General features: G+C 41.4%; 12 protein-coding genes. 10 read left to right on the top strand and 2 right to left on the bottom strand.

Annotated features, from left to right (window positions below; translation table 11 throughout):
• The first annotated feature begins 48 nt into the window (after positions 1-48).
• Positions 49-618 carry a ComE operon protein 2 gene (locus KFQ09_RS17005; RefSeq protein WP_008342495.1) on the top strand — a complete coding sequence of 190 codons (570 nt, stop codon included), beginning with the start codon at positions 49-51 and terminating at the stop codon, positions 616-618.
• Positions 611-2938: a DNA internalization-related competence protein ComEC/Rec2 gene (locus KFQ09_RS17010; RefSeq protein WP_144625731.1), complete on the top strand. Its 2328-nt coding sequence runs from the start codon at positions 611-613 to the stop codon at positions 2936-2938. Before KFQ09_RS17005 ends, KFQ09_RS17010 begins: the two co-directional genes overlap by 8 nt.
• Before the next feature lie 39 nt (positions 2939-2977).
• Here the strand turns inward: KFQ09_RS17010 and KFQ09_RS17015 are convergent, their stop codons facing one another.
• Entirely contained in the window at positions 2978-3112 is a 135-nt protein-coding gene (locus tag KFQ09_RS17015) for a YqzM family protein (RefSeq protein WP_008342491.1), read from the bottom strand.
• Positions 3113-3350: 238 nt separating this feature from the next.
• Here KFQ09_RS17015 and holA point away from each other — a divergent pair, with 238 nt between their 5' ends.
• Positions 3351-4370 carry a DNA polymerase III subunit delta gene (gene holA / locus KFQ09_RS17020; protein WP_046344022.1) on the top strand — a complete coding sequence of 340 codons (1020 nt, stop codon included), beginning with the start codon at positions 3351-3353 and terminating at the stop codon, positions 4368-4370.
• Between the two features lie 133 nt (positions 4371-4503).
• Here the strand turns inward: holA and rpsT are convergent, their stop codons facing one another.
• Positions 4504-4770, bottom strand: coding sequence for a 30S ribosomal protein S20 (rpsT, locus tag KFQ09_RS17025; protein ID WP_008342485.1), 267 nt, complete (start codon positions 4768-4770; stop codon positions 4504-4506).
• Positions 4771-4968: 198 nt separating this feature from the next.
• Between rpsT and gpr the strand changes: the two genes are divergently transcribed.
• From gpr to grpE, 7 genes are all read left to right on the top strand, one after another.
• A complete protein-coding gene (gpr, locus tag KFQ09_RS17030; RefSeq protein ID WP_008342483.1) occupies positions 4969-6084 on the top strand; it encodes a GPR endopeptidase in 1116 nt (371 codons plus the stop codon).
• A gap of 66 nt (positions 6085-6150) precedes the next feature.
• On the top strand, positions 6151-7359 hold the full coding sequence (locus KFQ09_RS17035; RefSeq protein ID WP_008342481.1) for a stage II sporulation protein P: 1209 nt from the start codon (positions 6151-6153) through the stop codon (positions 7357-7359).
• 13 nt (positions 7360-7372) lie between these two features.
• Positions 7373-7705 carry a YqxA family protein gene (locus KFQ09_RS17040; RefSeq protein ID WP_025207645.1) on the top strand — a complete coding sequence of 111 codons (333 nt, stop codon included), beginning with the start codon at positions 7373-7375 and terminating at the stop codon, positions 7703-7705.
• Between the two features lie 165 nt (positions 7706-7870).
• On the top strand, positions 7871-9709 hold the full coding sequence (lepA, locus tag KFQ09_RS17045; RefSeq protein ID WP_008342476.1) for a translation elongation factor 4: 1839 nt from the start codon (positions 7871-7873) through the stop codon (positions 9707-9709).
• Between the two features lie 114 nt (positions 9710-9823).
• Positions 9824-10963, top strand: coding sequence for a radical SAM family heme chaperone HemW (hemW, locus tag KFQ09_RS17050; protein ID WP_035390855.1), 1140 nt, complete (start codon positions 9824-9826; stop codon positions 10961-10963).
• An 81-nt stretch (positions 10964-11044) separates the two neighbouring features.
• Complete coding sequence (gene hrcA, locus KFQ09_RS17055) at positions 11045-12076, top strand: heat-inducible transcriptional repressor HrcA (RefSeq protein WP_008342473.1); 1032 nt, start codon at positions 11045-11047, stop codon at positions 12074-12076.
• Between the two features lie 62 nt (positions 12077-12138).
• Positions 12139-12696 (top strand): nucleotide exchange factor GrpE, encoded by a 558-nt coding sequence (gene grpE / locus KFQ09_RS17060; protein ID WP_008342471.1) that lies wholly within the window; start codon positions 12139-12141, stop codon positions 12694-12696.
• Positions 12697-12720 lie beyond the last annotated feature (24 nt).

Here is a 12720-nt window from a genome sequence, read left to right on the forward strand (position 1 = left end):
AAAGGCATGTACACTTAATACCAACCATCATTCTGGAGGGATCAGCTCGTGGAGAGAATTTCATGGAATCAATATTTTATGGCTCAAAGCCATTTGCTTGCCTTGCGAAGCACCTGTGAGCGGCTAGCTGTTGGGGCAACGATCGTAAGAGACAAGCGCATCATCGCAGGTGGATATAATGGATCCATTGCCGGTGACGTGCATTGTGCAGATGTAGGATGCTATGTGATAGATCATCACTGCGTTCGTACAATCCATGCGGAGATGAACGCTATTTTACAATGTGCCAAATTTGGTGCACCAACGGCTGATGCTGAAATATATGTGACGCATTTTCCTTGTTTGCAGTGCTGTAAAGCGATTATTCAAGCAGGTATTCGAACAGTGTATTATGCGAAGGATTATAAAAATCATCCATATGCTGTTGATTTATTCGAACAAGCCGGAGTTCAAACAGAACAGGTTGAACTAGATGAGATGATTATTGACTTAAAAAACCAAGAAAAATTAGCCTTTGTTGCGGATTTAATAGGCAAACTAAGTGAATCAGGACGTAGCGAAACAGAAATTCGTCAAATGCATGAAAAGGCGAATCAATTATTTACTTCCTATGTTTAAGTATTTGCCGTTCGGGGCGATTTCAGCAGCTGCTGGAATTGCTCTGGCCGCATATCATCTTCATTTGTATTTTCTCCTTTTTCTTCTAGTATTTCTTCTTTTCAGTCTGCTGAAAAAAACAACCCAGCTCTTTTTAATGGTCAGTTTGTGTGGAACGATCTATATGCTCATTTTTATGGTGCATCAGTTTTTTGAAACGGATCATCCCATGCAAGAAAAAGCATTTTCTCATTCGGTTGTGATTGAAACGATCCCGAAAATAGATGGCAATCGCTTTTCAGCGACTGTTTCATCAGAGAATCGTCGACTAGCGGCATTTTATACGATTCAAACGGAGCGTGAAAAAGAAGCGCTAAAAGATGTTGGGCCAGGTATGAGCTGTCATATGACAGGTGAGATGCGGTTGCCTAAACAAGCAACCATACCGAATGGCTTTCAATATGATCAATTTCTAAAAACAAAAGGCATTGATGCTATTTTCTTAACGCAGTCTATGAAAAGCTGCACGAAACATGACAGCCCTTCACATGACCTTTCATCTATTAGGCAGAAGGGGTTGAAATTTCTAGAAGATCACGTTCCGAAGAATTCTGTTGGGATTGTGCAGGCACTTATTTTTGGCGATCGTGATTTAATAGACCCTGATACATTAAGAGATTATCAAATGCTTGGCATCATTCATTTATTAGCCATTTCAGGACTTCATGTTCAAACATTGCTCGCTTGTTTATTTTGGTGTCTACTCCGTGCTGGCGTGACAAGAGAGACAGCGCGTATTTTTTTATTATCCTTTTTGCCGGTTTATGCTTGTTTAACAGGTGCTGCACCGTCTGTGTTAAGAGCCTGTCTCATGGCTGGAATTTATTTAGTCATCACAAGCCTGCCAAAAGAAATGAAACAGCCTTCTGCGGTCGTGTTAAGTGCAGCGTTCTTGCTTTTATTAGCCATTCAACCACTTTATATATTTGATGTCGGTTTTCAGCTGTCATTTGTGGTGACCTTATTTATTTTGCTATCCACTAGTATTTTATCAAAAGCAAAAAGTTCGGTGATGCAGTTATTTCTCATTTCCTTGATTGCACAGCTTGCTTCGCTTCCTGTTCTTTTATATTATTTTCAACAATTTTCCTTGCTGAGTGTTCCTTTAAATATGATGTTTGTTCCTTTTTATACAATGGTTGTCATGCCTCTGTCCTTATTCTTTTTTCTTTTATCTATCATTTATCTTCCGCTTGGACAAACACTGTTTCAGCTGCTTGATTGGGTGATCCAGTTTAGTCATCAATTGTCTGCACACATGGCTGCTTACGATAGTCTTACTCTCATTTTTATGAAATCGACATGGTGGCATGTGCTCCTAGAGGTTTCCTCCATTGTTTTTCTATTCATTGTGATGGAATGTAAAACTTCTATCAAATCTTATCTTGTGCCGATTTTGATTCTCGTTTGTGTGCTGGCTGTACACTATTTCACGCCGAATTTTCTTCAAAAAGGAGAGGTCACGATGTTAGATGTAGGACAAGGGGATAGTTTGTTTATTCAGCTACCTTATCGAACCGGGCATATATTAGTTGATACAGGAGGCAGGCTTTCTTTTGAAGAAGAGCCATGGAAAAAAAGACGTAAAGTATCTACAATTGGGGATCAAACCCTTATTCCATTTCTGCATTCTAAAGGCATAGCAAAACTTGATGTCCTCATCCTTACCCACGCAGATCAAGATCACATGGGAGAAGCGATGCGGTTAATAAAGCGAAATAAAGTCAAACGCCTTGCAATCCCAAAAGGCTTTGCTCGAAATCCAGAGGATGCGCAGCTTTTAAAGGAAGCGGCTGATCAACGGATTCCTGTAGATGAGTTGGAAAGAGGGGATCAGCTGAGAATTGGAGGACAAAAATTTGACGTTCTGCATCCAGCTCGTGACCAGGTGACGAGTAAAAATAATGATTCACTGGTCCTCACCTTTACGCTTGGCGGCAAGCGTTTTATGCTGACTGGGGATCTTGAACAAGAAGGGGAACGAGACATCATTCAAGCTTACCCCAAGCTACGAGCGGATGTCTTGAAGGTTGGGCATCACGGGAGTAAAGGATCAACAAGTGAAGAATGGCTTCAGCATTTGAATCCGTCATATGCACTGATTTCAGCAGGTGAACGAAATCGGTATCTGCATCCTCATCAAGAAGTTTTGAAAAAATTAAATGATCATCAAACAAGGGTGTATCGTACAGATATCGATGGAAGTGTGACCTATGAATTTCTTGAAGAGGATGGAACATTTTACGCTCATCCTCCATATGATATCTTACAAAATCAATAAAAAAACTGCCAAAACGGCAGTCATCTTGCATTCATGTAGTTAAGATCCAACGAGGTGTATCACAGTTGCCAAAATAAACATTGAGGCGAAAAATCCGAATGTGACGATAAAACCAACAGCTGAGTCGGTCACATCATTCCGCTTGCTTTGAACATTCTTTTCAAATTCATTCATTTTCATCCCTCCTGGCTATTTTTAGTATACTTGAACTCATTTGGAATTGCTAGAAGGTAAAGTAACCGTTTTCCATTTTCATGATCATTTTGTGAATATCGTCTGACTGTAAGCTGACCCGGGAGCTTACGTGAGACGTTTACTATAAATGAGGAGGCGGCACTTTCAGCTTCCTCTTTACTAATGTCTCTACACACTTTAGGATAGAGGAGGAAGTGAAAGAGAGGGATTTAAGCGAATGGTCTTTGAAGTATGGAACAATTTAAAAAAAGGGGATATTCACCCCGTTTATTGCTTATATGGAAAAGAAACGTATTTACTTCAAGAGACAGCTGCAAAATTGAGACAAGCTGTCGTCGACGAAGAAACAAAGGATTTTAATTACTCTGTCTTCGATATGGAAGAGGTGCCGCTTGAGCAGGCTGTGACGGACGCAGAAACATTTCCGTTTATGGGAGAGCGGCGTCTCGTTGTGATCAAGAACCCTTATTTCCTCACTGCAGAAAAGAAAAAAGAAAAGATCGAGCATCAGCTTTCTGTGTTAGAAGCTTATTTAGAAAAGCCAGCACCCTACACGATTCTCGTGTTATTGGCCCCATATGAAAAACTGGACGAACGTAAGAAAATCACCAAATTGTTAAAAAAGAAAGCGGCTGTAGTTGAGGCGAAAGAGTTAAATCCGAAAGAAACAACAGATTTCACCATCACGCTGGTGAAAACAGAAGGAAAAACAATCTCGGTTGAAGCGGCAGAACAGCTTGTCATGTTATGTGGCGGGAGCCTGTCCTCACTTTTTCAAGAGGTTCGAAAGCTAAGTACATATATTGGGCAGCGAGAGGAAATTGAGCTGGCGGATGTCAATCAGCTCGTTGCACGAAGTTTGGAACAGAATATTTTCGAACTGATTAACCAAATCGTGAACAGGCGCCGGTCTGAAGCGATGCAAATGTTTTATGACCTCCTAAAGCAAAATGAGGAACCCATTAAAATATTGGCACTCATTTCAAATCAATTTCGGTTGATATTGCAGACAAAGTACTTTGCTCAGCAGGGATACGGGCAAAAACAAATTGCGTCAAACCTGAAAGTCCACCCATTTCGGGTCAAACTTGCAATGGATCAAGCAAGACTGTTTTCAGAAGAAGAGCTCAAGTACATCGTCAAAGAGCTCTCCACGATTGATTATGAAATGAAAACGGGTAAAAAGGACAAGCAGCTATTATTAGAATTGTTCCTGCTTCGGTTATTAGGGGCTTGAACATAAAAAAACGACCTTCTCAAAAGAGGGTCGTTTTTGTTTAGATGTATAATTGCCAGTCTGTCCTTAGGCTCGGCCGGTCAGGACGGACGTACAGTTAAACAGGTGCCTCATCACTGAGGCGTTGCAAACATTATGCAGAAAGTCCGTTTACTTGTTTCGCAAGTCTTGATTTGTAACGCGCAGCTGCGTTTTTGTGTACAAGACCAGTTTTAACGGCTTTGTCAATGCGTTTTGCAGCAGAAGAAAGAGCAGCTTTTGCTTGCTCAGCATCGTTGTTAGCTACAGAAACTTCAACTTGTTTAATCGCAGTACGCATCGCAGACTTGATTGTTGCGTTGTGTGCACGGCGTTCGTTATTCGTTTTTGTACGTTTGATCGCTGATTTAATATTTGGCATGTGTTTCACCTCCTAAGATACAACCTAAACACAATTGTCTTAAGGTTAAATCTTCACAATAGAACAAATTGTATTCTATCAAACACACCTTTAGAATGCAATATAAATGTAAAGTATTTTTCATTGATGAAGCGCTCGAATGTTTCTTGAACGAGATGGAAAGACTACTGTTAATTACTTGATGGAAGGAGCCTTTTCATGAAGAAACAGAAACTTGATTTAAGCGCTTATCAAATCCGGACCGATTTGGCCGTTGAAACAAAAGAGATACTAGAACAAGAGAACGATCCGAATGTGGTCAAAAAGGACGGTATTCAAGGAATTGTTGAGAAGGAGAAGGAAGAGCACGGCATCCGCATCCGCACTGTGGAGATTACGACAGAAGGAGAAGAGTTGACCGGAAAAAAGGCAGGGACATACTTGACGCTTGAGGCGCAAGGAATTCGGGAGAAAGACTCTGAGATGCAAGAAAAAGTGGTTGAAGTTTTTGCCCATCATTTTGCTCAATTTTTAAAAGATCACGGCATTCAGGCGGATGCGAGCTGTCTTGTCGTAGGACTCGGAAACTGGAATGTCACGCCGGATGCTTTAGGGCCGCTCACAGTTGAAAATTTGCTGGTGACACGCCATTTATTTGAATTACAGCCTGAGAATGTGCAGGAAGGCTATCGCCCAGTGTCTTCATTATCGCCTGGGGTCATGGGGCTGACTGGTATAGAAACAAGTGACATTATACAAGGTGTCATTGAACGATCTAAACCAGATTTTGTGATCGCCATCGATGCACTGGCTGCACGTGCAGTAGAACGGGTGAATACGACAATTCAAATTTCTGATACAGGTATACATCCAGGATCGGGTGTCGGAAATAAACGAAAAGAATTAAGCAAAGAGACCTTGGGGATTCCAGTCATTGCCATTGGTGTACCGACAGTGGTCGATGCAGTCACGATCGCAAGTGACACGATTGATTACGTGTTAAAGCATTTTGGTAGAGAACTGAAAGATGATAGACCTTCCCGATCTTTAGTACCAGCGGGTCTGACATTTGGGAAGAAAAAAGTGCTGAATGAAGAAGATTTGCCAGATGATGAAACGCGTCAATCCTTTTTAGGAATCGTCGGAACGCTTCCTGAAGAAGAAAAAAGACAGTTGATCCATGAAGTGCTTGCGCCGCTGGGACAAAATCTAATGGTCACACCGAAGGAAGTGGATACATTCATTGATGACATGGCGAACGTCCTCGCCAATGGGTTAAATACAGCACTTCATCAAAAAATCTCTCAAGACAACATGGGTTCTTATAATCATTAAACAGTTCTACTTTCTCTAGCTCGCTCATAGTGTAATTACTAGAAAGCGTGCTGGAGGGAGTAAATCATGAAAAAAAGACCTCGCCGTCCTCGACAGTTGGTCGTTGCGATTAATGGAACAAAAGTAGTGAAGAGTATTTTTTTGTTTATTGTCTCTCTGGTGGTTGTGTTTGTCATGTCAGGGGCTTTGACGTCTTTAAAACCTGAGCTTAGGCCTCAAGCATCATTATATGGTGTGGCAGATGAGCTGTCAGGGGCATTCTTTGCAACTCTAATGGGGATGGAAAATCAATATTTTTCCTCAGCAGTCCCTGAAGATCAAAAAGGATTTCATTTCTCCGGGCTGTCACTCAAACTTGCCACAAGTATCAATTTAGAAGACCCCCGCAGTTTTCTAGGAAGAGAGCTGCCAGGCTTTGAACATTTTGATACAAAAATCATCCTAGCAGGTGAAGGTACAGACTATACGAATATGCCAATGGAATCGCCGCCTCCAAGTGAAGTCATCAAAGATGAAAAAGAAGCAAATCTAGCTGAGCTGGACAAGCTTGATGAAGATGAACCGAAAACGCCTGCAAAAGAGCCGAACCAGTCGACAGGAAAACGAAAAGCTGTATACATTTATCACACACATAATACGGAATCATATTTACCATTTTTAAAAGGAGAAACAAACCCAAACAATGCGCGCCACTCAAAAGTGAACGTCACCCTTGTTGGGGAGATGTTTGGTAAAGCGCTCGATCAGCAAGGAATCGGCAACACAGTGGATAAAACAGAAATTGAAAAAAGACTGCTGAAAAAAGGATTGAAGTATCCTCAATCATATAATGAATCCAGATTGGTTGTAAAAGAAGCTCTCGCTAAAAATGATGACCTAGATTACTTAATCGATATTCATCGGGATTCAAGAAGAAAGAAAGATACGACAGTAGAAATCAAAGGCAAGAAATATGCGAGAATCGCTTTTGTTGTAGGGAAGAAAAATCAAAGCTATGAGAAAAACTTAAAGCTGGCGACAGAGTTCCACCATTTGATGGAGAAAAAATATAAAGGACTTAGTGTCGGTGTGTTTGCCAAAGGAGAAATTGGTGATAATGGAATCTATAATCAAGATTTATCTGACAAAGCCCTCCTATTAGAATTTGGCGGTGTGGATAATAATATGGAAGAACTGAAAAACGCATCCAATGCAGCAGCTGATGTGTTCAGTGAAATTTTCTGGGACGCAGAAAAGGTAGACGGCAAAGCAAAGGATGAGAAAAAACGGTCTTAAGGTGGTGGAGGACATGGGCTCATTTATCGGAAAAACCATTATTTTATCGCTCGTATTGCTATTCGGTGTCTTTTTAGGAATGCAGCAAGCCAATAATGGCATGCTTCAAATGAAAGGGTATCATGATCCGCAATTAAAAGGGGCCTTCACTCTCCAAATGAATGATGATCAAGAAAAAGAAGCCTCTATCCTCGGAACAGCTGTCACACAAAAAGACTTAGCAGAAAAACAAAAGCAGCTAGAAGAAATGGAGAGCTTTAATGCCTTCTCTAAGGCCGGAAAAGCATTATCAGATGGTATGACGCATGCAGCCCGTACACTTTATGATTGGGTGAATGGTAAATAAACTGTAGTAAGCATCATGTTGGATGTTATTTCATAAGATATCACACCTTTTCGCAAAAGCCGCTAACCGATGAGCGGCTTTTCTTGATTTCGATTGAATCTTTACAGCCCTATTGATATAATCTAACCTAGCGCAACCCGCGTTTTATAGTAGGAGTGATAGATTGTGACAGATAAAGAAAAACGATTAGAACGGCAATCAAGAATTCGAAATTTCTCCATTATCGCCCATATTGACCATGGGAAATCCACATTGGCTGACCGTATTTTGGAAAAAACAGCGGCGATTACGCAACGAGAAATGAAAGAACAATTACTTGATTCCATGGACTTAGAGCGTGAACGCGGCATTACGATCAAATTAAACTCTGTCCAGCTGAAATATCAGGCAAAGGATGGAGAAGAATATATTATGCACCTGATTGATACACCAGGGCATGTCGACTTCACCTATGAGGTATCTCGAAGCCTAGCTGCCTGTGAAGGTGCAATTCTTGTGGTGGATGCAGCACAAGGCATTGAAGCACAGACACTAGCGAACGTTTATTTAGCTCTTGATAACAACTTAGAAATCCTGCCGATCATTAACAAAATTGATCTGCCGAGTGCAGAACCTGAACGTGTAAGACAAGAAATTGAAGATGTCATCGGGTTGGATGCATCTGAAGCTGTTCTTACCTCTGCTAAGGCGGGCATCGGGATCGAGGATATTTTAGAACAAATCGTCGAAAAGGTGCCGGCACCAGCTGGAGATCCGGAAGCACCACTTCAAGCCCTCATTTTTGATTCTCTCTACGATGCGTATCGTGGCGTCATTGCTTACATACGAATTGTCGAAGGAACCGTCAAACCGGGTCAAAAAATCAAGATGATGGCGACAGGCAAAGAATTTGAAGTGCTTGAAGTCGGCGTATTTACACCGAAAGCAATGCCAACAGACGAACTCACTGTTGGAGATGTTGGCTATTTAACAGCTGCCATTAAAAACGTTGGTGATACACGAGTAGGGGATACGATCACAAGTGCGGTAAACCCTGCGAAAGAAGCTCTGCCTGGATATAGAAAGCTGAACCCAATGGTGTACTGCGGCCTTTATCCAATTGACACAGCGAAATATAACGACTTGCGTGAAGCGTTAGAAAAGCTTGAATTAAATGATTCTTCACTTCAATATGAGGCAGAGACATCCCAAGCACTTGGCTTCGGCTTCCGCTGCGGCTTCCTTGGCATGCTTCATATGGAAATCATCCAAGAACGGATTGAACGTGAATTTAAAATCGACCTTATTACGACAGCGCCAAGTGTTATTTACGATGTGTATATGACAGACGGAGAAAAAATCGTCGTAGATAACCCATCCAATTTGCCTGATCCGCAAAAGATTGAGCGAATTGAAGAGCCATACGTGAAGGCAACAATGATGGTGCCAAATGATTATGTTGGTTCTGTGATGGAGCTTTGCCAAGGAAAGCGCGGCAATTTCATTGATATGCAATATCTTGATGCAAACCGTGTAAGTATTGTGTACGAAATTCCTCTGGCAGAGATCGTATACGAATTCTTTGATCAATTAAAGTCCAATACAAAAGGGTATGCATCCTTTGATTACGAGCTGATCGGCTATCGCCCATCCACTCTAGTGAAAATGGATATCATGCTTAATGGCGAAAAAATCGATGCGCTTTCCTTTATTGTTCACCGCGATTATGCATATGAACGCGGAAAGATCATTGTAGAAAAGCTGAAAGAACTGATTCCGCGCCAGCACTTTGAAGTACCAGTTCAGGCAGCGATCGGTCAAAAGATTGTTGCACGGTCTACCATTAAAGCAATGCGCAAGAACGTACTAGCGAAGTGTTATGGTGGAGATATTTCCCGGAAAAGAAAGCTTCTTGAGAAGCAAAAAGAAGGGAAAAAGCGCATGAAGCAAGTGGGTTCTGTAGAAGTCCCACAAGAAGCATTTATGGCCGTGCTGAAAATGGACGACAGCACACCGAAAAAATAACATCCTCAAGGCAACCTGCTTTACAATGCTCGCCTTGACGTTTATAGTCGAAAACAAACGAAGAGGCCGCAGCGATAAACTGCGGCTCTTTACCTGTAAAGAAGGTGTCAATAATTGAAAGCAGCATACATTCACATTCCATTTTGTGAGCACATTTGTCACTATTGTGATTTTAATAAATTTTTCATTAAAACCCAGCCGGTCGATGAATACTTAGCCGCTCTTGAAAAAGAAATGCAGCACACGATCGATCAAAAAGGGGAGCAAGAACTAAAGACGATCTTTATTGGCGGGGGAACACCGACATCACTGACAACCAGCCAGTTAGATCAGCTTATGGACAGCATTCACCGCGTATTAAAACCAACCAAAAACTTAATCGAGTTTGCAGTAGAAGCAAACCCAGACGAACTATCGCTTGAGAAATTGAATGTCTTAAAATCAGCTGGCGTTAATCGGCTGAGCTTTGGTGTTCAAACATTTGAAGATGACCTGCTCAAAAAAATCGGACGGGTTCATCAAAAGAAAGATGTTCTCACATCTTTCGAGCGAGCAAGAGCAGTTGGGTTTGACAACATTAGTCTTGATCTGATGTTTGGTTTGCCTCATCAAGAGAAGCATCATGTCATGCATTCACTAGAGACCGCTTTTTCATTAGGTGCAGAACATTATTCGGTTTATTCGCTGATTGTCGAGCCAAAGACGGTCTTTTACAATTTGATGCAAAAAGGGAAACTGCATTTACCACCGCAAGAACGTGAGGCTGAAATGTATGAGCTCGTCATGGATGAAATGGAGCGGCATGGACTCAAACAATATGAGATTAGCAATTACGCCAAACCAGGTTTTGAAAGCCAGCATAACCTCACCTATTGGAGCAACGAAGATTACTTTGGTTTTGGCGCAGGAGCGCACGGGTATGTAGATGGCGTCCGTAATGTGAACGCTGGACCAGTGAAGCACTACTTAGAGCTCATTGAACAAACAGGGTTTCCATATAAGGAAACGCATCAGGTGACAAAAGCAGAACAGATTGAAGAAGAAATGTTCTTAGGTTTGCGGAAAATTGAAGGCGTGAAAAGTGCTCACTTTCAAGCGAAATTTGGAGCATCACCAGAAGCACTCTTTCCCGCCATTCTTGAAGAATTAGCAGAAAAAGGTCTCATTGAACAGGATGAGATTGGCATTCGTTTAACAAGAAAAGGAAAATTGTTAGGGAATGAAGTATTTCAAGCGTTTCTCGGTGAGTTATAATTGACATTTTAATTTGAGTTTGGTAATTTTGTTTATACAATTAGCACTCGTTGAAAGAGAGTGCTAACAGGGGTGATGATGATGTTAACAAATCGTCAGCTTTTGATTCTACAAGTCATTATTAATGACTTTATTCGTTCGGCGCAGCCAGTTGGATCAAGGACTCTTTCCAAAAAAGAAGATATTACATTCAGCTCTGCGACGATTAGAAACGAAATGGCTGATTTGGAGGAACTCGGTTTTATTGAAAAGACCCATTCTTCATCAGGAAGAATTCCTTCCGAAAAAGGATATCGTTATTATGTAGATCATTTGCTCTCTCCGCGAAAACTGTCATCTAAAGAGCTTGTGCTCATCCAGTCAGTATTTCAGGAGAAAATTTTTGAGCTGGAAAAAACTGTTCAAAAATCGGCGGAAATTTTATCAGATCTCACAAACTACACATCGATTGTCCTTGGTCCAAAGCTAAGTGAAAATCGATTGAAGCAAATTCAGCTTGTCCCTGTGCAGCCTAATAAAGCAGTAGCGATTATGATTACAGACAGCGGGCATGTTGAAAACAAAACCATTACCTTCTCTGAGCATCTTGATGTCTCCGATATTGAGAAGCTGATGAATATTTTAAACAGCCGCTTAGCCGGAGTCCCGATGGATCAGCTGAAGGACAGGATGTATAAAGAAGTAGTGATGCTCCTTCGCACGCATTTAAAAGACTATGATCATATTTTAGATGCGCTTGGTAATACATTCACTTCAACACAAAATGAATCAAAACTTTTCTTTGGCGGGAAGATTAATATGTTGAACCAGCCAGAGTTTCATGACATTGACCGCATTCGTTCACTCATGATGCTGATTGAACAAAAGAATGATGTCATGCAGCTGTTTCATCCAAATCAGCAAGGAATCACCATTAAAATCGGTTCAGAAAACAATTTGGAAGCAATGGAGAACTGCAGTTTAATCACAGCAACTTATGCGATTGATCAAAAATCACTCGGCTCCATCGCTGTCATTGGTCCAACCCGTATGGATTACGGGCGAGTCGTTAGTCTTTTGCATCATGTATCAAAAGACTTGTCAAACGCACTTTCCAATTTGTATGATGAGTAGGGTGATAAAAGGTGGGGCACAGCCCCTTCGTATAATTGAATCTTTTGAGGGAGGTGAACACAATGTCAGAAGAAAAACAGACACCTGAGCAAGCAGCAGAGGTTGAAGCACAAGAAGAAGCAGTTCAAGCAGAAACTGAGGAAGTAAAGCATGATGAACAGTCTGCCTTCCAAGAGAAGATTGATGAATTGCAGCAGCTTCTAGATGAAAAAGAAAACAAAATTCTGCGTGTTCAAGCAGATTTTGAAAACTATAAACGCCGTGCTCGAACTGAAGTGGAGACCGTGCAAAAATATCGTTCTCAACATGTTGTCAGCGACCTTCTCCCAGCTCTCGACAACTTTGAAAGAGCGCTTGGAATCGATCCAGACAATGAGCAGACGAAAAGTTTGTTAGAAGGTATGCAAATGGTTTACCGCCAGCTGGTAGAAGCGTTGAAAAATGAAGGCGTTGAACCAATTGAAGCTGTCGGCAAAGAGTTCGATCCAAACCTTCATCAAGCCGTCATGCAAGTTGAAGATGAAAACTACGATTCAAACATCGTTGTAGAAGAATTGCAAAAGGGCTATAAACTCAAAGACCGAGTTATTCGTCCATCAATGGTAAAAGTAAATCAATAACTACATAATGGGAGGTCATCGAAT

Source organism: Bacillus sp. FS02 (assembly GCF_024398395.1).
GTDB classification, from domain to species: domain Bacteria; phylum Bacillota; class Bacilli; order Bacillales; family Bacillaceae; genus Bacillus; species Bacillus altitudinis.